This is a genomic window from Nocardia sp. FBN12 (genome assembly GCF_050320175.1).
In the GTDB taxonomy this organism is placed as follows: Bacteria; Actinomycetota; Actinomycetes; order Mycobacteriales; family Mycobacteriaceae; genus Nocardia.
Map to the genome: position 1 here is coordinate 1,883,071 of NZ_CP190048.1, position 24,612 is coordinate 1,907,682.

A 24,612-nucleotide genomic window follows, 5' to 3' on the forward strand; every position below is an offset into this window, starting at 1 on the left:
TTTCTGTCACACCCCCGCCGTATCGTAGAAGGTGTCACACAACCAGTCCGGACGCGAGTGCGGTTCGGGCGGTGCGAGAACGGGGGCACACGAGATGAGTGACGAGAACAGCGGCGATCTGCGGCCGCCGCGCCAGCACGGAACCACCTGGCGTGAATCCGAATACCGAATACTGGCCGACGATCTGCGCGCGGGCGCCGATCTGGCCCACACGGCGCTCACAGTCGGGCGCACCGAATCCGCGGTGCGCACCGCACTGCGCAATTTCGTGCCGGTGGAGGAGCGGGTACCGACCGCCGAACGGGAACGCTGGGTCCGCACCCGCCTTGTCGCCGAACCGGAATGGGACTGGTGGGCGGTGGTGATCGACCATCACCGCCGCTCCCGCAGCGGTTTGTGGTTCACCCGGCACGAGCACTGTGCCCGCATCGGCTGGCGCAGGCGGACACCTATGCCCGCGCTCGCCCAGGAACTGGCCACCTCCGAGCTGTCGGTCGCCGAGTTGCTGCGCGCACTGGGATTGGTCGAGAGCATCGAGGAAGCCGCCGACCGCCTCGGCGCCACCCCGGGCCTCGCCTTGGCCAAACGAGTCACCGCCCGCCGCGACGAAGCTGTCGGAGCCCGCTGGATCCTGGTCGTCGACGGCGCCGCGGGCACCACCCGCCCCCGCAACGCCCCGGTCCGCCGTCAGCTGTCACTGCACGAGACCCGTGCCGACGCCGAAGCCGAACGTGACCGAATCCTGTCCTGGCACAACCGAATCGGCCCAGCGGAGCCCGACACCTCGGTCTGGTGGACCATCGCCGAACGCGGGCTCGGCGCAACCGTCGGCCACACCCGCTGCGGCACCCACGATCCCACCACCACCGGCGGCCGAATCCGCGCCGAAGCACTCACCGTCGGCGACATCATCCGCGTCCCGGTCCCGGACGGCGGCTTCCTCCAGGACCGCATCACCGCGATCACCCAATCCGCCGCAGGCGCACCGATCGTCGTCGACCTGGCACCGGTCGCCAACTCCCGCGTCCGTCGCGTCGTCGAATTCGCCGCCGACGAGGTCGTAGACGTGGTGCGCAGGTCGGGCGAGGGCCTCCCTTAGCGACATCGCCTCGGCCCCGGGAATCCTGGCCGCGCGGCCCGGACGCTGGAAGGTCCGGCGCCACGTCGCCAGGGCGGCTAGTGAATTGTGTTGGAGTGCAGGAAGATCAGTGTCCATGGATTGGACCAATGTGGCGGTTGCCTCGATCACGGTTGCCGGAACGCTCGGTGGTGGCATCGTGACCCAGGCTTTCGCGATTCGGAGTAAGCGAATCGACGCGAACGTGCAGCGCGACAATCGCGCGGAGGAATTGCGGGAGCTCACCCGCAAAGAGGCCACCGATGAGAGGCGGACGGTGTACGCGGGCCTCAACACCGCGGCGCATTCCTGCCGCGCGGCCACTCGACATTATCTCGACGAGAAGTGTGGCGGGCGCACGCCCGATCTCGCCAAGTTCGAGGTTGCTCGGGAGGCGCTGCGCGACAGCTACTCCCGTGCGCAGATGGTGGTGTCGGACCGGGCGCTGGATTTCGCGTCCGAGGTGAATCGTTGCCTCGATATCGGTCATCGCGCGGCGCTCGAGCTCGACGCGAGCGATGCCGTGGCGGTCGCGGCGCTTTATCACTTCGTGGACGACTCGCTGGGGTTCGCTGTCCGGCTCCTGCGTCGGGCGATTCGGGAGGATCTCGGGATCGAACCCGACGTCGACGCTGATCTGGACGGCCGCCTGGTCGAGCTCAGGGCCACCCGCCATGAGTTCGTCGGGCGGGATACCTCCGACGTGCCCGACCGGCGACCCGACCTCCTCGGTTGAGGTTCGCTGCCCGGCATGTGGTCGCGAGCCGGCCCGGGCATGGTGGCGGCGGCGCGCTTTTCAGTGTGGATCGCAGGCCTCGGCGACCGCGCGAACGTCGACATCCGCACGTACCCCGCCTGCGACCACCTGTTCTTTCCCGGCGACACACCAGCGGTGCCCGCGGATTACGCGCGGCCCCAGCATGTCGACGGCGAGGTCGTGGCCGATATCGCGCAGTGGATCACGGCGCGCTGACCGTCGAGGTGGCAGGGGTGCGACCGGGCATGGTCGCGGCGGCGACGAGCATGACGACGGCCATGGCCAGCATGGCGATGAACACCAGGTGGATGCCGTGGGCGAGTTCGCTGGGCGCGGGGTGGTCGGGGTTGTCGATGCCCGCGTTGACGATCGCGCCGAAAACCGCGACACCCAGCGCGCTGCCCAGCGAGCGCGCGAACATATTGGCGGAGGTGACGACGCCGCGTTCGTGCCATTCGGCACTGGCCTGGGCGGCGATGAGAGTGGGGGAGGCGACCAGGCCCATGCCGACGCCGATCAGGAAGCAGGAGGCCGCGATCTGCCATGGGCTCGCCTGGGGGCCGACGAGCAGGGTGGTCGCGCAGCCGAGCGCGGTGATGGTGCTGCCGATCAAGCCACTGATCCGGAATCCCCAGCGCAGGTACAGTCTTCCCGACAGGGTCGCGGCGAGCGGCCAGCCGAGCGTGAGCCCGCCGACGGTGAGTCCTGCCACCAGCGCGGTGGTCCCGAGCACGCCCTGAGCGAAAGTCGGCACATACGAGGTCAATCCGAGTACGACGGCGCCGACCAGCAGGGAGACGGTGCTGCTCGCGATCACCACGCGCCGGGTGAAGATCCACAGCGGCAGAATCGGATTCGCCGTCCGCAACTCGACCACCGCGAACAGCGCCAAGACCGCCACGCTCCCCGCGAACAGGGCGAGGGAGACCGGCGAGGTCCACTCCCAGTCCTGACCACCTTCGAGCAAGGCCAGAATCAAAGCCCCCGCCCCGACGGTGAGCAGAATCGCGCCGAGATAGTCGATCCGTTGCGTGCTGCGCTCCGCCGACTCGGTGAAGTGGCGCACCAGCATCCAGCCCGCCACCGCGCACAGCGGCAGATTGATCAGGAAGATCCACCGCCAGCTCAGATGATCGGCGAACAGGCCACCGAGCAGCGGACCGAGCACGGCCGAACTCGCCCACACCCCGGCCAGATAGCCCTGCACCTTGGCGCGTTCGGCCAGGGTGTACAGATCGCCGGCGATCACCATCGTCATCGGCTGGATCGCCCCCGCCCCGATACCCTGGATCGCCCGAAAGGCGATGAGCGCCACCATGCTCGTGGCCAGTCCGCACAACAGTGACCCCACCGCGAACGCCGCGATCCCGAACAGGATCACCGGCTTGCGCCCGACCATATCGGCGATCTTGCCGTAGATCGGCACCGTAACGGCCTGCGCGAGAAGGTAGATGGAGAACAACCACGGGAACATCGCGAACCCGCCGAGGGTGTCGGTGATGGTGAGGACCGCGGTGGCGATGATGGTCGAATCGAGTGCGACGAGCCCGGTGGAAAGCATCAGCGAGGCGAGAATCGCACCTCGTTCGGAACGCAGGCCGACTGCCGGGCTCACAGTATCGGTCGCCACCGAGGTCCTTTCGTTGCTCCGACTAACCACTCGGTTGACGGTATCGGCCGCAGGGTGGTTCCCGCGCGCCATTTTCCCAGGGTGTGACGCGATCGGTGCCGCCGTGGTCTCAGCCCTGGGCGAAGCGCGCGGCGATCTCGGCCGCGGTGACCTTCGCCAGTTCGACGAAGAACGGCACGCGCTCGTCGATCATCAACGCCGCCGGTCCGCGCAGGCCGAGCGCGAACCGGCAGCGGCCGTGCGGATCGAGGATCGGCAGACCGATGGTGCGAAATCCGGGATCCAGTTCGCGGTCGTTGAACGCGTAGCCGCGCTCCCGCGTGGTGATCAGTTCCGCGCGAAGCTCTGCCGGTCCTGACACCGAACGTTCGGTGCCCTCCTCGTACGGCAGCGACCGCAGTTCGTCGTCACCCGCGTCGGTCCAGGCCAGCAGCGCTTTGCCGAGTGCGCTGGCGTGCAAGGGAAGTCGGACGCCCTGCAGCTTGTGACCGTCGCTCTCGCGCCATCGGCTGGTGCCGAGCAACACGGCGTGGATGCCGTGGCGGGTCGCGACCGATCCGGTCGCACCGGTGGTGGCGGCCAGCTGTTCGAGATAGGGCTCGGCGAGGTAGATCCGGTGCTGGCGGTAGGCGATCTGGCCGTATTCGGCGAGCGCACCGCCCATGCGGTAGCGGCTGGACTCGGCGTCCTTCTCCAGGAACCCGGCCTGCACGAGCGCGCCCAGCAGGCGGTGAGTGGTGCTCACGGCCAGCCCTTGCGCGCGGGCGACCTCCGAGACCCCGCGCTCCTCGCCGCCGCGGAAGCAGTCGAGTACCGACAGGGCCCTGGTCACGGTCTGCACGCCGGAGGTCTCCACGGAACCGACGGTAACACAGGCGATCGATCGGAAACCGGTCATGAGTTCCGCTATGTGGAAGGGTGGCTTCGTAATGGGCACGCGAAAGCCATATTACGGCAAGTCGTTCCGTGTCAAGCTTTCCGATCTATGGAAAGGCATACCTCGTCGGGCGCCGTCCTCGCTCCTACGCTGCGAAGGCATCAACCCCCAGACCCGAACAGGAGCCCCGATGTCTCGCAGGCTGCCGGCCTTCACGCGAATCGCCCTCGCGATCGTCCCCGTCGTTGCCCTCGTCGCGGCGTGTGGCTCCGGCTCGACGCCCGAACAAGGGGGCAACACGCCGTTCGTTCTCAAAGTCACCGATCCCGGCAACAGTGGTCCGCTCGCGGTCGGCAAACGTGACGGCAGCTTCGACGCGGCCCTCGCTCCGCTGGGCGCGAAGATCCAATGGGTCAGCACCACACCGGGTTTCAGCTCCACGTTGAAGCTGTTCAACACCGGCGAGCTCGATGTCTCCGGCGCCGCCTTCAGTCCCGTCGTCGGCGCGCTGTCCAAAGACGTCGGCGTGAAGATCGTGGCCGTGGCCGACCCAGCCGGTCAGGACCAGAGCGGCATCGTCGTCAGCAAGGAGTCGGGGGTGACGAACGTGGCCGGTCTCGTCGGCGAGCGCATCGCGGTGAACCCCGCCGCCAAGGGCGAGTACATCACGCTCAAAGCTCTTGCGCAGGCGGGCATTCCGGCCGACAAGGTGACCCGGGTTCCCCTGCAGCAGAAGGACGCGGCCTCGGCGTTCGCCACCGGCAAGGTCGACGCGTGGGCGTCGTTCCTGGTGCCCTACCAGGAAGCCAAGGCGGCAGGGGCGGTCGAGATCGCCACCGAGAAGCAGATCGGCTCGAAGGACAACTCCGTTGTCGTCTTCCGCACCGAGATCCTCGATCAACGCCCCGATATCGCGGCGAAGTATCTCGAAGTGCTGCAAGGACTTACCGCGAAACAGCAGGCCACACCCGCCGACTTCGAGAACGTTTTCGAGAAGTCCGGCCCGCGCGCGCTGACCGGTGACCGGCTCGCCGACGCGGTGCGCGTCGGCGGCGAGGCGACGGTGCCCCGGCTCCCGGTCGAATCCGATGCCACCGACCTGGCCGATGTGGTGAACACCTTCGCCGACAACGGCGTCATCTCCCGCCGGATCACCGCCGCCGACATCTTCTACGACCTGAAGTCCAAGCTCACCCCGGACCAGCTCGCCGCGCTGAAGGGCAAGTGACATGGCCACTCTCGCATTGGCCGCGCCAAGGGCGCGCGTCGACCGGCAGCGGCCACGGTGGCTGTCGCTGAGCCTGCGTGCCGTCCTGCCCGCGGGGATCGTGCTGGCCTGGTGGGCAGGCTCGGCGAGCGGCGCCATCTCCCCGCGGGTCATCGCGGGGCCAGGCGCGGTCTGGTCGGCCTTCATCGAACTGCTCGACAGCGGCCAGCTGATCGACTTCGCGCTTGCCTCGTTCTGGCGCGCGGCCGCCGGAGTGGCGATAGGTGTCGGCGTCGGGCTGGTGCTCGGCCTGCTGTCGGGCCTGTCCAGCCTGGGTGAGGAACTGGTCGACTCGACCATGCAGATCGTGCGCGCGGTGCCGTTCCTGGCGCTGGTGCCGCTGTTCATCGCCTGGTTCGGGATCGATGAGCTGTACAAGGTGCTGCTCATCGCGGTGGCGACGACCGCGCCGATGTATGCCTACACCTACCTCGGTGTACGCAATGTCGACCGCAAGATGGTCGAGGCGGCACGCAGTTTCGGGCTCACCGGGACCAGGCTCGTCGTCGAGGTGATCGTGCCCGCCGCGCTGCCCGGCATCCTGATGGCGTTGCGGGTGTGCCTGTCGATCAGCATCACCGCGCTCATCGCGGCCGAACAAGTCGGCACCCAGGAGGGCGTCGGTTATCTGGTGACCCTCGCCCAGGAATACAACCGCACCGACTACATGGTGCTGTGCGTTGTCCTCTACGCGCTGCTCGGTCTGGTGTTCGACGCACTCGTACGGCTCGCGGAACGCTACGCGATGCCTTGGCGCAAGCAGGTGGCGATCCGATGACGACAACAGCAGTCGCGCCGGTCGAGGTAGCGAAAGAGCCGGTCGCGGTGTCGATCACCGGACTGCGCAAGGCATTCGGCGAGAAGACGGTGCTCGACGGAGTCGATCTCACCATCCACCGCGGCGAATTCGTGGTGCTGCTCGGCCCGAGCGGCACCGGCAAGACCACCCTGTTGCGCCTGCTCACCGGGCTCGAAACACCCGATGCCGGCGAGGTACTGGTGCCCGCCCGGCGCACGACCGTCTATCAGGAACCCCGGCTGATCCCGTCGAAGCGGGTGCTGGCCAACGTGATCGCGGGCCTGCGGCGCGGCAAGGCGCAGCGCGAAGCCGGTCTGCGCGCACTGAACGAAGTCCACCTCGACGGCAAAGCGGGCCAGTGGCCCGCCACGCTGTCCGGTGGCGAAGCCCAGCGCGCCGCACTCGCCAGGGCGCTGGTGCGGGAACCGGAACTGCTGCTGCTCGACGAACCGTTCGCGGCACTGGACGCCCTGACCAGGCTCCGGATGCAGGACCTGGTCGGCGATCTCGTCGCCCGGCACCGGCCCGCCGTTCTCATGGTCACCCACGACGTCGACGAGGCGATTCGGCTCGCCGACCGGGTGATCATCCTCGACCGCGGCCGTTTCGCCGTCGACGAGGTCATCGACCTACCCCACCCGCGTGAGCACGCGGCGCCCGAAACCCTCGGTTACCGAACGCGATTCCTCGCCCAGCTCGGCGTCGGACCACACCCAAGGAGCCTGCCATGACCGAAACCCTGTGGTACACCCGCTGCCCCGTGCCGACCGCCAGCGGTCTCGCGCACAGCCTCGGCTGGCTCGGCGAGACCGCGGCTGATGCGGGCCTCGAGTTCGGCGTCTTGCAGGACGCGGGCCCGGAACTCGCCGGCCACCACTTCTCGCACGACCTGCCCGGCCTGATCCGGGAGGGCGGCAATGTGCCCGCGCTGGCCGCTCGCGCGCAGGGTTCGCCGACTCGTCTGATCGGTCTCACCTGGATCGACGAGTCCCAGGCGATCCTGGTCGGCCCTGATTCGCCGGTCACCGACGCGGCGGGGCTGGCCGGGCTGCGCATCGGCGTCCCCGCCTGGGCGCAGGACCAGGCCCGCAGCTTCCCGCGCGCGATGGCACTGCACGGCTTCGCCAACGCCCTGCGCCCGGCCGGGTCGACCCTGTCCGACGTGCGCGTCGTCGAACTCGCCGTCGAGCGGGACCCGCAGGTACGCACCGAGATCCAGAGCGCACGCCGCTCGACGACCTGGGGCGTCGAGGAACTCCTCGACGGCACGGTCGACGCGATCTATGTCAAGGGCGCGCGGGCCAAAGAGGTAGCCGCGGAGAACGGCCTGCGGGTCGCGGTCGACCTCGATGCCTCGGCCACCAGGCACCTGCGGGTCAACAACGGCACCCCGCGACCGATCACGGTGCACGCCGATCTTCTGGAATCCCGGCCCGACGTCGTCGTCGGCTTCCTCGCGCAGAGCCTGCGCGCCGCCGACTGGGCCGCCGGTGATCTCGACGGCGTCCGCGCGGTGCTCCAGCGCGAAACACTGTCCGGGCCGGACGGTGTCGTCGCCGCCTACGGTGCCGAGTTCCATTGCGGGCTGCATCCTTCGCTCACCGCCGACCGCGTCGAACTGCTCGGCGTGCAGAAGCAGTTCCTCTACACCCATGGCTTCCTGGCCGCCGACTTCGATCTCGAATCCTGGGTCGCCCCTGAGCCGTTGGCTCGCGCGCAGGAGATCGTCGCTGCCGACGGGGTGCCCGCATGACCGAGTTCCTGTGGCGGCTGCCAAGCCGCGGAGACGGCAGGCGCGCCGACCCGGGCCTGCGCGGTCGCGGTGGTTTCGGCCCGCAGACACCGCCACTGGAGACCACCGACGTGCGTCCCGGCCGATTCGGTCCGTTCGACGATCTCGCTCAGATCGTCGACGCCGCCGAATTGACCGGTTTCGACGGAGTGCTCGCGCCCTACGACGCGCTCGGCGAGGAATCCTGGATCGTGGCGGCCGCGGCCCTGCGCGCCACCCGCTACACGCGGGTCACGGTCGAATTCCAGCCCGCTTTCGGCACCCCGGTATACGCGGCCAAGGTGTCGGCGACACTGCAGCGGCACTCGGCGGGCCGACTGAACTGGCGGCTGGCCGTCGATACCGACGACACCGAGGCCCGCTCGCGCGGCGACCGCGTCACCGGCGACGAGCGCTACGACCGTGCCGCGGAATTCCTCACCGTCGCGCGCGGTGTCTGGAACGAGAACGAGATCGGCGCAGCGGGATTCGCGGGCACCGGCTTCGACTACGCGGGCCGGTACTACGACGTCATCGACGGGGGATTCCGCGGCATCCTGTCCGGGCTGCCGTTCCCGGACGTCCACCTGAGCGGTACTTCGCCGGCCGCGCTGGCGCTGTCGGCCGCGCACGGTGACGTCCACCTGTTCGCCGAGGAACCGGACGGAATCGGCAGGGCCGTCAGCGAATTGGGGGAGCGGGCGACCGAAGCAGGTCGTCTGGTGCGGGTCGGTCTCGAGCTGCCGATCATCGCCAGAGAGACCGAGGACGAAGCATGGGCCAGGGTCCACCGCCAGTGGGACGAGCTCGACCGCCCCGATACCGCCGCCGAACACGCGCTCGGTGACGGGCGCTGGGCGGGCTTCGACGCGTTCGGCCACGACCAGCGCGTCGGCTTGGTCGGCAGTTACGAGCAGGTGGCGCACCAGCTTTCGGCGTACGAGGCCGCCGGTGTGCGGACCTTCGTGCTGGCCGGACATCCGAATATCGAGGAAATCCACCGGGCAGGCGAACACCTGCTGTTCCTCGCCGACCCGGTCGGCCGCACCGTGCAGGAGCTCACCGCATGACCATCGACGTCTACTGGCGCATCGGCATGGAAGGCGACCACGCCTCCCTGCGTACCCCGCGCCGCTACAACCGGGGCAACGCGGGCGGCTACGGGCCGGGCAATATCGCACCGGCCGTCCGCGACGGCGCACTCGACCAGTACAGCTATCTCGACCACGTCGCGGCGGTCGCCAAAGCCTCGGAGTCGGCGGGCTTCCTCGGCGGGTTGCTGCCCTCGTTTCCGGTGACCGACGACCCGTGGGCCGTGGCCGCCGCACTGGCTGCCGAGACGACCACTTACCGCTTCATGGTCGCCTTCCAGCCCGGCTTCCTGCACCCGGTGCAGGCGGCCAGGATGTCGGCGAGCCTGCAGCGCGCCACCGGCGGGCGGCTGGTGTACAACATCATCAGCGGTGGTGGCGGATCGGCCCAATTGTGGTGGGGTGACAAGGTTTCCCATGACGACCGCTACGCGCGAACGAGCGAGTTCCTCGACGTGCTGCGCGGTGTGTGGGACGGCGAGCCCTTCGACCACGACGGCCGCTTCTTCCGGACCGGGGGCGCCGCCCTGCCACCCGGTCTGGCCGGACAGCCCTTCCCCGAGGTGTACTTCTCCGGCTCCTCGGGCGCCGCCGTCGCCGCGGCGGGCCGCCACGCCGACTACTACCTGTCCTGGCTCGAGCCTTTTGCTGACCTGCGCGCCAAGTTCGACGGCGTCCGCCGCAACGCCGAAACCACCGGCCGCGCACCGAAGTTCGCGGTTCGCATCGACATCGTCGCCCGTCACACCGAGGAAGCCGCGTGGGCCGAGATCGAGAAGGGCTGGGCCTTCGTCGACCGCGACGCCGCCAACCGCGCCGCCCAAGGCGACTCGGTCGGGGCCGCCCGCATCACGGGCTGGGTGCCCGAAACCATCACCGGCTACCGCGATCTGGAAGTCCAGCCCAACGTCTGGTGCGGATTCAGCCTGATCCGCGGCGGCCCGGCCTTCGGCCTGGTCGGCAGCTACGAGCAGGTCGCGCAGCGGCTCGACGAACTGATCGACCTCGGCGTCGACGCCTTCATCCTCGCGGGCAACCCGCACCTGGAGGAGGCCTACCGGGTCGGCGAGGAAGTACTCCCACTGCTGGGCCGTTCCCGGCTCACCACCCCGTCCACCGACACCGTCCTCGCGACGGTCCGATAACGCAGGAGTCATTCGATGACCACCACCGAAACCCGTCTGCCCGAGGCTGTCACAGCTTTCGTCGACGCGGCCACCCGCGACGCCGACACCGCGTTCCGGGTGTTCCGGGAGACCGGAACCGTCACCGGGAACGGGACCGTCAACTTCGTCGAACGGGTGCCAGGAGCGGAGATCGCCGTCGCCCTGAACGAGCCGGGCCCGTGGGCCACCGACCGTACCGTCGAACCCGTCGTCGCCACCTTCGACGGAGAAGTGCTGTCCGGCAAAGGATCCGCCGGATTCGTCACCGGCTACGCGAAGGTGTTCCGCGCGCATCCGGAGATCACCTCCGTCGTCCACATCCACACCCCGTGGCTGGGCGGCTGGGCTCAGACCCACCGCACCCTGCCGATCCGGTACGCCGCCTCGCAGCGACTCACCCTGTCCCGGGAGATCCCGCCGCACATCGACCGTACGATCGGCGCGGGCGATTTCATCCTCGGTCGCCTCGAGGTCGACCCGCACCTGGTCGCGATCTTCGAGGCCAACGGTGGCGCCAATGTGATCGGCCGCGCCGGCCTGCTGGAGCTGGCGAAGTTCGTCGTGCTGCTCGAGGAGGGCGCGCAGTACCAGGCGATCGCCGAAACCCTCGGCGGCTCCGTCGAATTCGATCCGTCGAACCTCGCGGTGCAGTGGCAGCGCAGCGGCCTGGCCGACGAGGCCCGTCGTCTCGGCCTGATCGGAGACGCGCGATGAGCATCCGGGTGGGCTACTTCCCGCACAACAACTCGCTGTTCGTCCTGCGTCATCGTGGGATCTTGGAGCGACTGCTGCCCGAGGTCGAGTGGATCGACCTGCGCGCCCTACCGCAACCCGACCGCGTGGACCCCAAAACCGGTCTGCCGGGCGAACATTCGGACTGGTTGTTCACCGAGGGTGGCTACGACATCATCGGCACCGGCTTCACCCCGCCGCTCACCGCACTCGCCAACCAGCGCGACATCGTCTACCTGGGCATCTCGGGCCCGCGCGTGGAGAACGGCAGGCTGGTCGCGACCGCGGCGAGCGGCATCACCTCCGCCGCGGACCTGAAGGGCAAGCGGGTCGGCATCGCGCACGGCTCGTGGCAGACGACGTTGCTGCTGTTCGCACTCGACCGAGTGGGCCTCACCTGGGCGGATGTCGAGCCGGTCGATGTCGACGTGCGCGGGGGCGGTAGTGCGCTGCTGGCCGGTGAACTCGACGCCTGGGTCGGCACCTACCCCGGTCTTCAGGAAGTCGAGGCGGCCATCGAGCTCACCACGCTGGTCGACACCGCCTCGGTGTTCAGCCACCCCTCACTGTGGTTCACCAGCCGCGACCTGGCCGAAGACAATCGCGCCGCGGTAGAAGCGGTGCTGGCCGCGCTGCAGGAGTCCGACGCCTGGATCGCCGCGAACCCGCGCGCGGCCGCACAGTACTTCGTCGACGACGCGCGGGCGCGCGGCATCCCCGCCGATCTGGATGCCTGGGAGGCGGCGCTGCGCGGGCGTCCCTTCGGCATACACCCGGTGAGCGAGGAGTTCCTCGACGAGCAGCAGCGCGCCGCTGATCTGCTCGCTGCGAACGGGCTGCTCTCGCGCACGATCGACGTGCGGTCGGCCGTGTTGCCCTGGATCGGCGCGGTGATCGGCGCACAGTCCGCTGCTACGGTCTGAGACCTCGACCAATGATGCTCCGGGCAATCGGATCGGTCGCCCGGAGCATCGCTGGAAATCTGTGCGGCCCGGGCGCGGTGCGCGGCGTCACCGCGACGACCGCCGGCCGTCACCGCCGCGCCCGGCGATCTCGGCGTGGCGGCCGTCGGGTGTCGGCGAAGAACTCGAAGCACCGCGATGATGCAGGTCGCGCCCAGCAGTGGTCGCTCAACCTTGCCGTGAACCGGTGACCCACACAGGTCCGGTCAGCAGCCAGATCACGGTGATCACTCCGAGACTGCCGAACACCCCCATCAACTGCTCACGTTGCGTAGCGTCAGCGACCGTATAGCTCAACACCAAGGTCAGCCCGCCCGCGATGGCGGCCGCGCCGAGCCAGCGGGAGAAGTCGGCCCACTCCTTGCGGGTGCGTTCGGGCCCGTACTTCGGGACCTTCACCGGGACCGGCCCACCGGCGAAGCGGTGGGCGAAGCGCTCGTCGGCCCATCGGATCATCCGCCCACCGAACATCACCGTGCAGCCGAGATAGATCCCGGCGACGCGATGGGCGAAAGTCACCTCGCCGCCGCGATGGAGGTCGATCGCCACCGCGGCCACCAGCACTACGTCCAGTACGGGCACCAGCGCCAGCGTCACGGTGCTCGCGCGCGGCAGCCGGATCACATAGCGCAGCAGCAATCCGCCGACCACCAGCACCCAGAAACCGACCTCGCACGCGGCGATGGTCAGTAGTACAGGGTTGCTCAGTTCGTTCATTCCCTCACTGTGCCGGGTACATCGCTTCACCGTCGTCCCGCTGAGGGCTTGTCGCTCGTCCACCGTTCGGGGGACCCGACGAGGGTGAGTGATGTGCTGAAATGGGGCATGCCCACGTCCCGCACGCTCCTGAGCCGGCTCGCGGACATCTTCGACAGTTCGACCTCGGCCGCCGTCGGGGTGTTCCTGGTGGGATTGTTGCTGTGGGCAGCGGGCGGCTGGGCGGTCGTGGTCGACCGCGACCTGTATCCACCACCGGCGAAGGCCGCGCTGTTGTGCGCGGCGTTCGCGATCCAGCTGACCGCGCAGCGCCGACCCGCGCTCGCCTTCGGCCTGATGGTCGCGCTCCTCGCCGGTGACTTCGTGTTCGGTCCGTCGCTGCCGCTGTGGATCGCGCTGACCGATGTGATCTTCCTGGCCGTCAGCACCGGCTCGGACCGACTGGGCGCGGTGGTCGGCTGGTTCTCGCTGGCGGTGACCCTGGGCGGTGCGCTGCTGGCGCTGACCGTGCTCGGTGTCAGAGCGGCCTTCTACGCCGGGCTGATCGGTGTCGCGCTCACCTGGTCGCCGCTCGGCTACGCCCGGGCGGTGCGCGCCTCGCGCCGCACCGTCGACGCCGAACGTGCCGCGGCTCGCGCCGAACTGTCCGCACGCGACGCCGAACGATCCGCCGCACTCGGCGAGGAGCGCAGGCGGTTGGCCCGCGACCTGCACGACGCGGTGGCGGGCCATGTCTCCGCCGTCGCGATCCTCGCCGAAGTGGCGCAGCGCAAGCCCGGCGACATCGCGGTCCTGCAGACGATCCGTTCGAGCAGCCTGGCCGCACTCGAGGAGATGCGCACGACCATCGACCTGCTGACCGCACCTGACGACACCGTCGTGACGACGCGACTGGCCTCCTTGGACGGCCTGATAGACGCCGCAGAGGTAGCGGGCGGTGCGGTGACACTTCGCCGGCCCGCCGACCTCGAAATGCCCACCGCGGTCGAGGCCGTCGTCACCCGGATCCTGAGCGAGACCCTGACGAACGCGACCAAACACGCGCCCGGCGCACCCCTCGACATCGAGTTGCGCCGCGATGCGACACGATTGGTGGTGACCGCGACGAATCCGATTCCACCTGGCATCGCCGAAGGACAGGGAAATGGGTTGCGCAACATGATGTTTCGCGCGGAATCGGTGGACGGCACGATCACCGCGGGCCCGCACGACGGCACCTGGCGGGTGTGCGCGCGAATTCCACTGGGGGACAAGTGACAGTGACCGTGCTGGTGGCCGACGACCATGCCACCATCCGCGCAGGCCTGAAGATGCTGCTCGAAGCGACCGGCGAGGTGCGGGTGATCGGGGAAGCCGCCGACGGCGCCGCCGCGGTCCGGCAGGCCAGGGCGCTGAACCCCGATGTGGTGTTGATGGACGTGCGGATGCCACGCGTCGACGGTCTGGAAGCCACCGCCGCCGTCGTCGCGGAGACCACCGCGAAAGTGCTGGTACTCACCACTTTCGCCATCGACGAATACGTCCTCGGCGCCCTCTCTGCCGGTGCGAGCGGATTCCTGCTCAAGTCCGTCGGCGGTGACGACCTGGTCAGCGCCGTCCTGGCGGTCGCCGAAGGGGACGCGGTCCTCGACCCGAAGGTGACGCGCGCGGTGATCGCCGCGTTGCCCCCCGTGGCAGACACCCCGCCCCCGCCCGATCTGTCCGCGCTCACCGACCGCGAACGGCAGGTCCTGGCCGGTCTCGGCGCCGGGCTGTCCAACGTCCAGATCGGCACGCGCCTGCACATCGGCGAGGCCACGGTGAAAACGCACGTCTCCCGGGTGCTGAGCAAACTCGGGGTGCAGTCGCGCGTCCAGGCCGCCGTCATCGCGTCGCAGTCCGGTCTCGATCTGCCCTGACCGCGGTCGGGGGCGAAACCGACGATGTCCCGGTACCTCGTGGAGGTATCGGGACATCGGGTCGGAACAGGGCTCAGCGTGCAGGTTGCGGGTCGGACTGTTCCGGACGAATCCGGCGTGATTCAAACCAATAGGTCAGCGAGACCGTGGCGTAGGAAGCTACTACTACTGCCGCGGTTACCAGAAGAAACGCGACGAACAAGGGAATCAGGAAAGCCATGGTGCCCTCCTCGCGGTACGGTAGTCGTGCGATGAAGGTGGTGGTCAGCGCCTCGTCGCGCCGAATCTGAACGAGCCCCGCACGTTCGATACTAGGGGCACGGCGCGACGCGGGCACGGACCTGCGGCTGTGACGGCAGTCATGGTTTACGCGGAGTGTCACCCACGTCACCGAACCGCCCATGAGGTTGAATGTTCAACATATCTGGGTTCTACCGCGTCACGAGTTCTCGACATCGGCTTCACCATGAACAACCGACGAAGGAGCACCGATCGTGAGCATGATCCTGGCCGCAGTGCACGACACGTACGGCATCGTTGTCGCCCAGGTGGGCAACCCCACGCCGGAGGCACCGCCGATGGCCGACAAGGTGATGCAGCTGGGCCGGTATTTCACCTGGATGATCCTGCTGTCCGGCGTCACCGCCATCACCTACGGCGGCGGCCGCTTCGCCTGGGAGAAGTGGAACGGCGGCGGCCTGCAATCGCCGAAGATGATCGCCAGCGCGATGGCGGGCGGCGCGGTCGCCACCAGCGCGGGCACGATCATGAACGCGGTCATCGGGGCCTGAACATCGCCCCCGGCTACTGTCGGGGGCGTGCGTATCTTTCTCGCGGGCGCCACGGGCGTCATCGGATCACGGTTGCTGCCACTGCTGGTCGGCGCCGGTCACGAGGTGGTCGGCCTGACCCGTTCCCCGGGCAAAGTCGCGGCGGTCCGTGCGACCGGAGCCATCGCGATGATCCACGACGTCTACGACGCCGACGGGCTCACCACCGCGGTGCGCGACTTCGCGCCTGACCTGGTCATGCACCAGCTCACCGACCTCCCCGACGACATGGCGCGACTGGCCACCTCCGGCGCGGCGAACTCCCGTATCCGCACCGAGGGCACCGCCAACCTGCTCGCCGCCGCCGCGGCCGCCGGGGCGAAACGCTTTCTCGCCCAGAGCATCGCGTGGTCCCCGCCCGCGGGCCGCGGCGACGCGATCGCGACACACGAATCCGCCGTCCTCGACGCGGGCGGCGTCGTCCTGCGTTACGGCCAGTTCTACGGTCCGGGAACGTACTACGAGTCGACCCCACCGGCGCATCCCCGCATCCACGTCGACACCGCCGCCGCGCGGACGATCGACCTGCTCGAAGCGCCGACCGGCGTCGTGGCGGTCACCGATATCGAGTAGTGGCCGCGCACCGGATAGGGAACAGTGAGGGGATGGCTGTTGACGTAGAAACCCTGCGCGGCGACGACGACCTGTCCGCGGCGAGCGCGCTGTTCCGGGCGGCGATGGTGGGATTGCCGCCGTTGCCGCCACAGAGCGATCACCTGTCCGAACCGGGCCGCACGCTCGGTGCGCGGATCGACGGGCGCCTGGTCGGTACCGCCGATTCCTACACCAGCTGGCTGGTCGTCCCCGGTGGTGCGCGCCTGCCACACGCCGCTGTCACACATGTCGGCGTGCTGCCGACCCATACCCGGCGCGGAGTGCTCACCGCCCTGCTGCGCCGACAGCTCGACGACATCGCCGAGCGGGGTGAAGTGATGGCAACTCTGCGCGCGTCCGAGGGCTCGATCTACGAGCGTTTCGGCTACGGCGTGGCGAGCGCTTTCGCGCGCCTGGATCTTCTGCGCGGTCGAGCGCGCCTGCGTGACACGGTGCCGCCGTCCGGCCCGGTGCGGTTCGTCGAACCGGCCGACGCGTGGAAGCTGTTCTCCCAGATCTACGCGACCGCCGAGATCTCCTGGACCGGTGCGATCGACCGTCCCGAATACTGGTGGAAGGGCAAGGAACGCACCGCGGCCGAACCGGTGTACACGGTGACGCACGGCCCCACCGGCGCCGAGGACGGCTTCGCGCGCTATCACCCGGTCGACACCGCGAACTGGTTCAGCAGCCGCGACCGCACGATCGTCGTCGACGACCTCGTCGCCACCACCCCGCAGGCCTACCTCGGGCTGATCCGGCATCTGCTCTCGGTCGATCTCGTCGACAAGGTGACCTTCGCGTTCGCGCCGGTGGACGCGCCGTTGCGGCACCTGTTCACCGACGAACGCGCGGTCGCCGTCGCGTCGGTGCACGACGAAACCTGGCTGCGGCTCGTCGATGTCCCCACCGCACTGGCCCGCCGCACCTATCGGGACGCGCCGCCGGTGATCGTCGAGGTAGCCGATCCGATTCGCACCGCCAACAGCGGCCGCTACCGGATCTGCGCGGATCAGGTGACCCGGGTCGACGACCCCGCCGATGTCACCGTTGACGTCGCCACCCTCGGTGCGGTCTACCTCGGCGGGTCGACCTGGCGCCAGCTCGCCCTGGCCGGACGCGTCGTCGAGCATCGTGCGGGTGGCGTCGATGCCGCCGACAACCTGTTCGTCACCCCCGAGCTGCCTTTCAGCGGGACCTTCTTCTGAGCGAAGGCACCGTCAGGGACGGAAGAGCCGATCGACCGGGGCCAGCGGGCGCACACTGCCGGAAATCTGGGCGACCAACCGCCACGGTCGATCGAGGTCGGTGGTCGCCTTGCCGTTGGTCAGGATGGCGCCCGACAGGCCTCGGTCGGGGTCGGCCCAGCCGTACTGGGTGGTGAGGCCGCTGCGGCCGAAGTGCGATCCGGTGTCGCGGCCGAATTTGGATCGGCGGGCGCCCAGTTCGAATCCGGCGCGGCTGACCCGACCGGCCAGGCCGGGCATGCGATCGGCGGGCGCGATCGCGGTGCGCAGGGTGTCGGGCTCGATGATTCTCGTGCCGTCCAATTCGCCACCGCGCGCGAGGATTTCGTAGAAGCGGGAGAGTTCGAAGGCGGTGGTGACCAGGTTGCCGGAGGGGAGTTCGGCGGCGAGGAACGCGTCGTTGGTCGACTTCGACGCCTTGTCCAGGTGGCCGCCGAGGGCCTTGTTCGCCAGGAAGCGGGCCAGGCGCGGCTGCGGTGGTCCGGTCTTCACGCTCGGCACGACCTGGTCCACGTCGGCGGGATCGACGCCGAAGTTGTTCCAGCGGAAGCCCAGTGGTGTGAGCACCTGCTCGGCCAGGTGCTCACGCATCCGCTTGCCGGTCGCGCGTTGCACGAGCAGGCGCTGGATCAATCCGCTGGTCAACGCGTGGTAGACGCGAAAGCGGCCGGGCGCCCAGCTCGGCACCAGATCTGTGAGAGCGGCCACGGCCAGGTCCTCGTCGAGGACGGCCGCGGTTCCGCTGTGCGGTGCGGTGATGAACGGGATGCCCGCCGAATGTGACAGCACGTCGCCGACGGTGATGCCGCCCTTGCGGTTGGCCGCGAACTCGGGAATATGGTCCGACACTCGGTCGTCCAGTCCGAAGGCGCCCTGCTCGATGAGCATGAACATCACGGTGGCGGCGACGCCCTTCGCGGTGGAGAACCCGCAGAACGGCGTCTGCGGGGTCGCCAGGATCTTCTCGGCGTCCGGTCCGTCGCTCGGTGCGTTGCCCCATCCATGCCCGATCGTCCGGTTCAGGACGATCCCGCCGTTGCGCCGCAGACACACCTGGATGGCGGGCGTCGTGCCCATCGCGTACCACGCGCGCACCGAGCCCCAGATCGCCTCGACATCGGCACGCGAGGACCCGACGTCGGCCGGATCGTCCTCGTGGCCGATCGTCGTCACCGCGTCCAGGTCGTCGGTGACCGTCACCAGCGGGGCAGGAAGTGCGCTCATCGGGCCAGCCTACCGACGGTGAGCTGTGATAATCCTGAGCGAACCGGACCCCGGCGGGTGGTGACGCCCGGACGAGTCGCCGGTCACGCGCCGGCCTCCGTCAGGGTGGCATCGGTGCGCGCAGCGTCGGACGGCGCGCGACCCGCGGCAGTCACCGCGCGGCGCGCGTAGGCGCGGACGTCGGCGTCGGGATCGGTGACCGCCGACTCCAGCGCGTCGAGGGCGGCCGCGCTGTTCGGCCAGGTGGACAGGGCCAGTACCGCGGCCTTGCGAACGTCGAGGTGACGGTCGGCGAGTGCCTCGCCCAACGGCGCCACGCCGGCCTCCGGGGTCGAACCTGCCAGTCCGCGCGCAGCTCCGACACGGACCTGCCAGGCGGAATGCCGCAGTGCCGCACCGAGTTCGGCGACATCCTCATCGGCCGTGCCGAGTGCCGCGTACGCGGTGAGTGCGGCAGCGCGGACCAGCGGATCGGGGTCGTTCGTGAGCACACGGATCACCTCGACGCCGCCGTGCCCGATCGAGGCGAGTCCGTGCGCGACCGCGATGCGCACCTCGCGGTTGACATCGCTCGCGATCGAGGACACCGCATCGGCGTCGTCGAGCGAGACCAGAGCGCGCACCGCCTCGATCCTGACTCGATGATCGGTATCACCCAGTGCCGCACGGTAATCGAGTGCCGACCCCGCCCGCAGCGCGCGCAGCAGGTCGATGACGGTCGCGCGAACCAGGGGATCGGGGGAGCCGAGATGCTCGGCCAGAGCGCCTGGCCCCGCCAGTACTTCCACGAGTTCCCGCAGACTCTCGGTGGCTGCTCGGCGCACCGAGGCAGCCTCATCACCCAGCGCCCGCACCAGCTCATCGGCGAACCCGTCGGGGGTGTGCTCGGTGAGCACCGACAGCGCCGCGACCCGCACCACCGGGTCGAAATCGGAGAAATAGCTCGAAAGATCCTCGACCGCAGGTGAATCCAGGGCGAGCAGGGTGACCAGGCGAGGTGAGGACGGTGACACCGGCGCGACTTCGACGCGCGTGGGCGCCTCTCGCTGCGGTGCTCGTGTCCCCACCAGATCGGGCTGCGCGATCACCTCGACGATCGGCTCGGCCGAGGGCACATCGTCGAGACCGGGAACCGGAACCAGGTAGGGCGCTACCGAACGCTTGACGAATTCCATCGCCCCGTCGACGGTCTTGCGCAGGTTCAGGTGGAAATTCCACGACTCGTCATCACGCTCGGGCAGATCGGCACGGTCGTGATAGAGCCCCCACCGCGACTCGGTGCGGGTCAGCGAACTGCGCGAGGCCATTTCGGCGCAGTCCCGAATGAACTGCACTTCCACGGCACGCATGAGTTCGTGGGGTGTCCGCGCGCCGATTCCGTCGACTTCGGCGCGCATCCGCTCGAAGGTCTCGACAGCGATCGACAGCTTGGCGGCCGTTTTCGGCGGCGCCACATAATCGTTCACGAACCGGCGCAGCTTGTATTCGACCTGCGGTTGGGGCGGGCCCGCTGGCTGACGCAAGGGCCGATAGATCAGCTCGTGTGCTTCGGCGAGCTGATCCTCGGGAAGTTCGGCGGGCGGATCGAGCTCGGTCAGGGTCGAGGCCGCGTGCGCACCGGCCAGGTCGCCGTACACGAAGGCACCGATCATGTAGTTGTGTGGCACGCACGCCAGGTCGCCCGCCGCGTACAGGCCGGGCAGGGTGGTTCGCGCGTGCTCGTCCACCCATACTCCCGAGGCGGAATGTCCACCGCACAAACCGATCTCGGAGATGTGCATCTCGATATCGTGGGTGCGGTAGTCGTGGCCTCGATTGGCGTGGAAGGTTCCGCGCGTCGGCCTCTCGGTGGTGTGCAGAATCGATTCGAGCGTCGACAGCGTCTCATCCGGCAGGTGTGAGACCTTGAGATAGATGGGCCCACGCGCGGATTCGATCTCCTGCTTCACCTCGGCCATCATCTGGCCCGACCAATAGTCGGAATCGACGAAACGCTCACCCTCGGCGTTGACCTGATAGCCACCGAACGGGTTGGCCACATACGCGCAGGCGGGGCCGTTGTAGTCCTTGATGAGCGGGTTGATCTGGAAGCACTCGATCCCGGAGAGTTCCGCGCCGGCGTGGTAGGCCATCGAGTAGCCGTCACCGGCGTTGGTGGGGTTCTCGTAGGTGCCGTACAGATACCCCGACGCGGGCAGACCGAGCCGACCACAGGGTCCCGTCGCCAGGATCACCGCTTTCGCGGCCACCTCGACGAATTCACCGGTGCGTGTATTCAACGCGGCCGCCCCCACCGCGCGGCCGCCGGCGGTGAGCACCCGCACCGGCATCAGCCGGTTCTCGATGCGGATCCGCTCGCGCATCTTCCGTTGCCGCAGTACGCGATACAGCGCCTTCTTCACGTCCTTGCCCTCGGGCATCGGCAGCACATACGAACCGGACCGGTGCACCCGGCGCACCGCGTACTCGCCGTATTCGTCCTTCTCGAACTTCACCCCGTACCGCTCGAGGCGCTGCACCATCGCGAAACCCCGTGTCGCCGTTTGATACACGGTGCGCTGGTCGACGATGCCGTCGTTGGCGCGGGTGATCTCGGCGACGTAGTCCTCCGGCTCGGCCTTGCCCGGGATGACGGCGTTGTTCACACCGTCCATCCCCATGGCGAGCGCACCGGAATGGCGCACGTGCGCCTTCTCGAGCAGTAGCACGTTCGCGCCGGCTTCGGCGGCGGTGAGCGCGGCCATGGTGCCCGCGGTGCCGCCACCGATGACGAGCACATCGCAGTCGAGGCGAACGCGGTCGGACAGTTCGGGAATGTTCACAGAGTCTCCAGGATTCGGGCCCGCAGGGCGCTCCGGTCCACCGGTTCGCGCGGGTCGGGCACCTCGACGACCGCGCGCAGCGAACCCGCGCCGAGTACGGCGATCCGGTCGCCGAGCAGCAGGGCTTCGTCGAGGTCGTGGGTGACGAAAACGATCGTGGTCGGGTGCCCCCGCCAGGTGTCGACGAGCAAGCGCTGCATCTCGGCACGGGTCTGGCTGTCGAGCGCGCCGAACGGCTCGTCCATGAGCACCGCGCGCGGCGAACCCGCCAGGCTGCGCGCGAGCTGAACTCGTTGACGCATCCCGCCCGACAGATCGCGCGGCAGATAGTCGGCGTAGCCGCTGAGCCCGACCTCGTCGAGCCAGCGTTGCGAACGCGCCGCACGGTCGCTGCGCGCGACTCCCCGAAGGCGCAGCGCCAGATCGATATTGGCGCGAGCGGTGCGCCACGGCAGCAGCGCGTCGTCCTGGAACACCAGCGCGCGATCGGCCGACGGACCGGTGACGGTGTCCTCATCGGCGCGGATCACCCCGGCGGCGGGCTTGCACAGGCCGGCGATCGCGCGCAACAGGGTCGACTTCCCGCAGCCGGATTTTCCGACCAGGACCAGGATCTCCCCGGCCGCGACCGTCAGATCCAGGTCGTGCACCACGGTTTTGCGGCCGAAGCTGATCCGCACGGACTCGAGGTCCAAGCGCATGCCGACCGAGACGGCGGGCGCGGCGGTGGTCGTGGTCATGAGGCAACCTCTCGCGGCAGCCAGCGGGTCACCCGGCGGCCTGCCAGTTCGACGATTCCGGAGGTGAGGAAACCGAGCACACCGATGGTGATCATCCCGACGAACACGGCCGGGTAGTCGACGATGGTGTAGGACTGCCAGGTGCGGTAGCCGATGCCGAGTCGCCCGGAGATCATCTCCGCCGAGATCAGGCAGATCCAGGCCACACCCATCCCGACCGACAGCCCACTGAACACACCGGGCAGGATGCCGGGCACGACAACCCTCGTCAGAACTTCCCGCCGCGACGCGCCCAGCGTGCGGATCGCGTCCTCCCAGATGGTCGGCAGCGCCCGCGTCGCATGCCGGGTGCTCACCAGCACCGGGAACAGCGACGCGGTGAAGGTGATGAACACGATCCCGGATTCGTCGCTGGGGAACAGCAGGATCGCGACCGGGACCAGCGCGATCGCCGGAATCGGCCGGATCAGCTCGGCCAGCGACCCGAACACCTCGGCCAGCAGCCGCGACCGGCCGAGGCCGATGCCTGCCAGCACACCGACGACCGCGGCCAGTCCGAATCCGGTGACGATCCGGATGAGCGATTGCGCCACGTCGAGGTAGTACTGCCCGGTCCCGAGATGTTCACCGAACTCGGCGACGATCTCGGTCACGGTCGGCAGGGTGTCGAACCGGAGGCCCGCGCGGACATCGCCCGCGGTGAGCAACTGCCACAGGCCGATCGCCGCCGCGACCGAGGCGACGCGGATCGTTCGCGACACCCAGACCGATCGGGAGTCACTGTCGCCTACGTGGAGCGCGGAAGTATCGGGATGCGAACTGAGGTGGACTGTGCTGTTCACACTGTTTGTCGAATCGGAAGTGGCAGTGTGTAATTCGGGCGCATGGGGATCGGTGTCCGCCGGAGCGGCCGGTCCGGAAACTGTGCTCATCCGCGGACTTCCGTGACGGCCTGCTCGTAGGAGATCGGTGCGGCGCCGGGATGGGTGGCGCGGTAGCGATCGGCCGCGGCCTGGGTGGTGAACGGTAGATACCGCGCGCCCTCGCGCAACCAGAGGGCCTTGTCGGCGAACCAGCGAGTCCCCAGCTCGGCATCGGGGACATACACCGCGCGAATCGTCTTGCCCTGCGCCTTCGCCGCCTGCACCGCCCGCAACAAGCACCCGGGGTTCGCGGCCGGCTGGGGCTTGTCGGCGCCCTCGACCCAGATTTCACCGGCCAGTGCCGAATCACTGACGGGCACAGCGCAGATCGGATCGGTACCGGTCACCTTGCTCGGGTTGACCCCAGATGCCAGCGCGGCGTCGTAATCTCCACGACCGGTCTCCGCGAAGGCGGTGCGCAACGGCCCGTCCTGGACGAACGCGTCGATGTCGAGATCGGCGAAGTCTCCGATCGACTTCAGATAATTCACATCATCGCGGAACGCCGCGATCAGGTTCGCCTTGAGCGTGGTGTCGAAACTGGTGCCGCCCGGACCGTTGTAGAGATACACGACCTCCTGCGGCAGGCCGGACCCCTTCGCGACGAGATCCGCTGCCTCGAAGGGCCGCTCGTTGAGGAACGTGGTCGCATCCAACTGCGCCGCCAGGAACGCCTGCAACACCTCGGGATGATCAGCCGCGTAGGCACGGCGAGCGACCACCCCGTGGAAAGTCGGCACACCGAGCTCCGCGCCGTCGTAGAGCAGCTTGGCCTTGTTCTGCTGCACCAGCAGCCCGGGCCACGCCACGAACTGCGAAAGCGCGCTCACCTGATGTGATTCCAGCGCCGTCGCCCCGATCTGCGGCTGCTGGTTGAGCACCTCTACACCCTTGGCCGGATCGATGCCGGCCCGCGACAGCGCCTGTACCAGTGTGCCGTGCCCCGCTGAGCCCACGCTGGCCGAGATCTTCTGCCCGGCGAGGTCGGTGAGCGAGCGGGCCGGTGAATCATTGGGCACCACAACCATGTTCAGCGCGCCCTTGGGGTTGTAGCCGGTGATCGACACCAGCTCGGTGCGTGCGCGTTCGCTGGCCTGCGTGCGAGAACCGTTGATCAGCAACGGATAGTCGCCCATCGAGCCGATATCGATCTTCTCGGCCACCATCTGGGCGGTGATCGGCGCGCCGGTGTCGTAGTCCTGCCATTCCACCTGATATTTCGCGCCACCACCGTCGGTGATCTTCTGCAACCGCTGTTCCAGGTATCCCTGCGCTTTCAGCAGCGTGCCCGCGGTGACGGTATTGATGGTCTTGGACTGATAGCCGATGACGAGCTTGACCGTGCCCGACGGCGCGGCGTCGGAATTCTCGAGCGAGCAGCCCGTCGCGGTGAGCGCGAGAGCCAGTGCGACAGGGGCGAATCGAGTGATCTTCATGCGTGGGTTCCC

At 68.7% G+C, this 24,612-nt stretch carries 26 protein-coding genes and 1 tRNA gene; 19 read left to right on the forward strand and 8 right to left on the reverse strand.

Features of this window, described 5'->3' with window-relative positions; genetic code table 11:
* Positions 1-94 precede the first annotated feature (94 nt).
* From ACQHI0_RS09310 to ACQHI0_RS09320, 3 genes are all read left to right on the forward strand, one after another.
* On the forward strand, positions 95-1,099 hold the full coding sequence (locus ACQHI0_RS09310) for a hypothetical protein (RefSeq protein ID WP_427907527.1): 1,005 nt from the start codon (positions 95-97) through the stop codon (positions 1,097-1,099).
* Positions 1,100-1,214: 115 nt separating this feature from the next.
* The gene (locus tag ACQHI0_RS09315) at positions 1,215-1,853 is read left to right on the forward strand and encodes a hypothetical protein (protein ID WP_427907528.1); all 639 of its coding nucleotides are present in this window, start codon (positions 1,215-1,217) and stop codon (positions 1,851-1,853) included.
* Positions 1,854-1,868: 15 nt separating this feature from the next.
* Positions 1,869-2,090 (forward strand): hypothetical protein, encoded by a 222-nt coding sequence (locus ACQHI0_RS09320; protein WP_427907529.1) that lies wholly within the window; start codon positions 1,869-1,871, stop codon positions 2,088-2,090.
* Here the strand turns inward: ACQHI0_RS09320 and ACQHI0_RS09325 are convergent.
* Complete coding sequence (locus tag ACQHI0_RS09325) at positions 2,077-3,504, reverse strand: MDR family MFS transporter (RefSeq protein ID WP_427907530.1); 1,428 nt, start codon at positions 3,502-3,504, stop codon at positions 2,077-2,079. The genes ACQHI0_RS09320 and ACQHI0_RS09325 overlap by 14 nt on opposite strands.
* A 109-nt stretch (positions 3,505-3,613) precedes the next feature.
* Positions 3,614-4,360, reverse strand: a complete 747-nt coding sequence (locus ACQHI0_RS09330; protein WP_427907531.1) for an IclR family transcriptional regulator — start codon at positions 4,358-4,360, stop codon at positions 3,614-3,616.
* 211 nt (positions 4,361-4,571) lie between these two features.
* On the opposite strand from ACQHI0_RS09330, the gene ACQHI0_RS09335 reads away from it, so the two are divergent.
* From ACQHI0_RS09335 to ACQHI0_RS09370, 8 genes are read left to right on the forward strand one after another with little or no spacing between them, the layout of a single operon-like run.
* Positions 4,572-5,609, forward strand: coding sequence for an NrtA/SsuA/CpmA family ABC transporter substrate-binding protein (locus ACQHI0_RS09335; protein WP_427907532.1), 1,038 nt, complete (start codon positions 4,572-4,574; stop codon positions 5,607-5,609).
* Between the two features lies 1 nt (position 5,610).
* A complete protein-coding gene (locus ACQHI0_RS09340; protein WP_427907533.1) occupies positions 5,611-6,426 on the forward strand; it encodes an ABC transporter permease in 816 nt (271 codons plus the stop codon).
* Complete coding sequence (locus ACQHI0_RS09345; RefSeq protein WP_427907534.1) at positions 6,423-7,178, forward strand: ABC transporter ATP-binding protein; 756 nt, start codon at positions 6,423-6,425, stop codon at positions 7,176-7,178. Before ACQHI0_RS09340 ends, ACQHI0_RS09345 begins: the two co-directional genes overlap by 4 nt.
* The gene (locus ACQHI0_RS09350; protein ID WP_427907535.1) at positions 7,175-8,200 is read left to right on the forward strand and encodes an ABC transporter substrate-binding protein; all 1,026 of its coding nucleotides are present in this window, start codon (positions 7,175-7,177) and stop codon (positions 8,198-8,200) included. The genes ACQHI0_RS09345 and ACQHI0_RS09350 overlap by 4 nt, the downstream gene beginning before the upstream one ends.
* Positions 8,197-9,288 carry an LLM class flavin-dependent oxidoreductase gene (locus ACQHI0_RS09355; RefSeq protein ID WP_427907536.1) on the forward strand — a complete coding sequence of 364 codons (1,092 nt, stop codon included), beginning with the start codon at positions 8,197-8,199 and terminating at the stop codon, positions 9,286-9,288. The genes ACQHI0_RS09350 and ACQHI0_RS09355 overlap by 4 nt, the downstream gene beginning before the upstream one ends.
* A complete protein-coding gene (locus ACQHI0_RS09360) occupies positions 9,285-10,454 on the forward strand; it encodes an LLM class flavin-dependent oxidoreductase (RefSeq protein WP_427907537.1) in 1,170 nt (389 codons plus the stop codon). The genes ACQHI0_RS09355 and ACQHI0_RS09360 overlap by 4 nt, the downstream gene beginning before the upstream one ends.
* Positions 10,455-10,469: 15 nt before the next feature.
* Positions 10,470-11,189: a class II aldolase/adducin family protein gene (locus ACQHI0_RS09365; protein WP_427907538.1), complete on the forward strand. Its 720-nt coding sequence runs from the start codon at positions 10,470-10,472 to the stop codon at positions 11,187-11,189.
* Positions 11,186-12,130, forward strand: a complete 945-nt coding sequence (locus tag ACQHI0_RS09370; RefSeq protein WP_427907539.1) for an ABC transporter substrate-binding protein — start codon at positions 11,186-11,188, stop codon at positions 12,128-12,130. Before ACQHI0_RS09365 ends, ACQHI0_RS09370 begins: the two co-directional genes overlap by 4 nt.
* Before the next feature lie 207 nt (positions 12,131-12,337).
* Here ACQHI0_RS09370 and ACQHI0_RS09375 read toward each other — a convergent pair whose 3' ends face one another.
* Positions 12,338-12,886, reverse strand: a complete 549-nt coding sequence (locus tag ACQHI0_RS09375; protein ID WP_427907540.1) for a hypothetical protein — start codon at positions 12,884-12,886, stop codon at positions 12,338-12,340.
* 84 nt (positions 12,887-12,970) lie between these two features.
* Between ACQHI0_RS09375 and ACQHI0_RS09380 the strand changes: the two genes are divergently transcribed.
* Positions 12,971-14,143: a sensor histidine kinase gene (locus ACQHI0_RS09380; RefSeq protein WP_427907541.1), complete on the forward strand. Its 1,173-nt coding sequence runs from the start codon at positions 12,971-12,973 to the stop codon at positions 14,141-14,143.
* Positions 14,140-14,784 (forward strand): response regulator, encoded by a 645-nt coding sequence (locus ACQHI0_RS09385; RefSeq protein ID WP_427907542.1) that lies wholly within the window; start codon positions 14,140-14,142, stop codon positions 14,782-14,784. Before ACQHI0_RS09380 ends, ACQHI0_RS09385 begins: the two co-directional genes overlap by 4 nt.
* Positions 14,785-14,857: 73 nt before the next feature.
* Here the strand turns inward: ACQHI0_RS09385 and ACQHI0_RS09390 are convergent, their stop codons facing one another.
* The gene (locus ACQHI0_RS09390) at positions 14,858-15,004 is read right to left on the reverse strand and encodes a hypothetical protein (RefSeq protein ID WP_379219465.1); all 147 of its coding nucleotides are present in this window, start codon (positions 15,002-15,004) and stop codon (positions 14,858-14,860) included.
* A gap of 280 nt (positions 15,005-15,284) precedes the next feature.
* Between ACQHI0_RS09390 and ACQHI0_RS09395 the strand changes: the two genes are divergently transcribed.
* The 6 genes from ACQHI0_RS09395 to ACQHI0_RS09420 all read left to right on the forward strand — a co-directional run bounded on the left by ACQHI0_RS09395 (position 15,285) and on the right by ACQHI0_RS09420 (position 18,701).
* Entirely contained in the window at positions 15,285-15,575 is a 291-nt protein-coding gene (locus tag ACQHI0_RS09395) for a hypothetical protein (RefSeq protein WP_174555379.1), read from the forward strand.
* A 27-nt stretch (positions 15,576-15,602) separates the two neighbouring features.
* Positions 15,603-16,187, forward strand: a complete 585-nt coding sequence (locus ACQHI0_RS09400; protein WP_427907543.1) for an NAD-dependent epimerase/dehydratase family protein — start codon at positions 15,603-15,605, stop codon at positions 16,185-16,187.
* Between the two features lie 32 nt (positions 16,188-16,219).
* Positions 16,220-17,416 carry a GNAT family N-acetyltransferase gene (locus ACQHI0_RS09405; protein WP_427907544.1) on the forward strand — a complete coding sequence of 399 codons (1,197 nt, stop codon included), beginning with the start codon at positions 16,220-16,222 and terminating at the stop codon, positions 17,414-17,416.
* 184 nt (positions 17,417-17,600) lie between these two features.
* Positions 17,601-17,673, forward strand: a tRNA-Gln gene (locus ACQHI0_RS09410).
* 208 nt (positions 17,674-17,881) lie between these two features.
* The gene (locus ACQHI0_RS09415) at positions 17,882-18,238 is read left to right on the forward strand and encodes a hypothetical protein (RefSeq protein WP_427907545.1); all 357 of its coding nucleotides are present in this window, start codon (positions 17,882-17,884) and stop codon (positions 18,236-18,238) included.
* A 97-nt stretch (positions 18,239-18,335) separates the two neighbouring features.
* A complete protein-coding gene (locus ACQHI0_RS09420; protein ID WP_427907546.1) occupies positions 18,336-18,701 on the forward strand; it encodes a hypothetical protein in 366 nt (121 codons plus the stop codon).
* Positions 18,702-18,762: 61 nt separating this feature from the next.
* Here the strand turns inward: ACQHI0_RS09420 and ACQHI0_RS09425 are convergent, their stop codons facing one another.
* From ACQHI0_RS09425 to ACQHI0_RS09440, 4 genes are read right to left on the reverse strand one after another with little or no spacing between them, the layout of a single operon-like run.
* Complete coding sequence (locus ACQHI0_RS09425) at positions 18,763-21,501, reverse strand: fumarate reductase/succinate dehydrogenase flavoprotein subunit (RefSeq protein WP_427907547.1); 2,739 nt, start codon at positions 21,499-21,501, stop codon at positions 18,763-18,765.
* Complete coding sequence (locus tag ACQHI0_RS09430; protein ID WP_427907548.1) at positions 21,498-22,241, reverse strand: ABC transporter ATP-binding protein; 744 nt, start codon at positions 22,239-22,241, stop codon at positions 21,498-21,500. Before ACQHI0_RS09430 ends, ACQHI0_RS09425 begins: the two co-directional genes overlap by 4 nt.
* Positions 22,238-23,173, reverse strand: a complete 936-nt coding sequence (locus ACQHI0_RS09435) for an ABC transporter permease (protein WP_427907549.1) — start codon at positions 23,171-23,173, stop codon at positions 22,238-22,240. Before ACQHI0_RS09435 ends, ACQHI0_RS09430 begins: the two co-directional genes overlap by 4 nt.
* A complete protein-coding gene (locus tag ACQHI0_RS09440) occupies positions 23,170-24,600 on the reverse strand; it encodes an ABC transporter substrate-binding protein (RefSeq protein ID WP_427907550.1) in 1,431 nt (476 codons plus the stop codon). The genes ACQHI0_RS09435 and ACQHI0_RS09440 overlap by 4 nt, the downstream gene beginning before the upstream one ends.
* Positions 24,601-24,612 lie beyond the last annotated feature (12 nt).

Coding starts and splice junctions, on each gene's coding strand:
- ACQHI0_RS09310 (WP_427907527.1), top strand. CDS start 95: ATGAGTGACGAGAACAGCGGCGATCTGCGGCCGCCGCGCCAGCACGGA.
- ACQHI0_RS09315 (WP_427907528.1), top strand. CDS start 1,215: ATGGATTGGACCAATGTGGCGGTTGCCTCGATCACGGTTGCCGGAACG.
- ACQHI0_RS09320 (WP_427907529.1), top strand. CDS start 1,869: ATGTGGTCGCGAGCCGGCCCGGGCATGGTGGCGGCGGCGCGCTTTTCA.
- ACQHI0_RS09335 (WP_427907532.1), top strand. CDS start 4,572: ATGTCTCGCAGGCTGCCGGCCTTCACGCGAATCGCCCTCGCGATCGTC.
- ACQHI0_RS09340 (WP_427907533.1), top strand. CDS start 5,611: ATGGCCACTCTCGCATTGGCCGCGCCAAGGGCGCGCGTCGACCGGCAG.
- ACQHI0_RS09345 (WP_427907534.1), top strand. CDS start 6,423: ATGACGACAACAGCAGTCGCGCCGGTCGAGGTAGCGAAAGAGCCGGTC.
- ACQHI0_RS09350 (WP_427907535.1), top strand. CDS start 7,175: ATGACCGAAACCCTGTGGTACACCCGCTGCCCCGTGCCGACCGCCAGC.
- ACQHI0_RS09355 (WP_427907536.1), top strand. CDS start 8,197: ATGACCGAGTTCCTGTGGCGGCTGCCAAGCCGCGGAGACGGCAGGCGC.
- ACQHI0_RS09360 (WP_427907537.1), top strand. CDS start 9,285: ATGACCATCGACGTCTACTGGCGCATCGGCATGGAAGGCGACCACGCC.
- ACQHI0_RS09365 (WP_427907538.1), top strand. CDS start 10,470: ATGACCACCACCGAAACCCGTCTGCCCGAGGCTGTCACAGCTTTCGTC.
- ACQHI0_RS09370 (WP_427907539.1), top strand. CDS start 11,186: ATGAGCATCCGGGTGGGCTACTTCCCGCACAACAACTCGCTGTTCGTC.
- ACQHI0_RS09375 (WP_427907540.1), bottom strand. CDS start 12,886: ATGAACGAACTGAGCAACCCTGTACTACTGACCATCGCCGCGTGCGAG.
- ACQHI0_RS09390 (WP_379219465.1), bottom strand. CDS start 15,004: ATGGCTTTCCTGATTCCCTTGTTCGTCGCGTTTCTTCTGGTAACCGCG.
- ACQHI0_RS09395 (WP_174555379.1), top strand. CDS start 15,285: ATGATCCTGGCCGCAGTGCACGACACGTACGGCATCGTTGTCGCCCAG.
- ACQHI0_RS09405 (WP_427907544.1), top strand. CDS start 16,220: ATGGCTGTTGACGTAGAAACCCTGCGCGGCGACGACGACCTGTCCGCG.
- ACQHI0_RS09420 (WP_427907546.1), top strand. CDS start 18,336: ATGAGCATGAACATCACGGTGGCGGCGACGCCCTTCGCGGTGGAGAAC.
- ACQHI0_RS09430 (WP_427907548.1), bottom strand. CDS start 22,241: ATGACCACGACCACCGCCGCGCCCGCCGTCTCGGTCGGCATGCGCTTG.
- ACQHI0_RS09435 (WP_427907549.1), bottom strand. CDS start 23,173: ATGAGCACAGTTTCCGGACCGGCCGCTCCGGCGGACACCGATCCCCAT.
- ACQHI0_RS09440 (WP_427907550.1), bottom strand. CDS start 24,600: ATGAAGATCACTCGATTCGCCCCTGTCGCACTGGCTCTCGCGCTCACC.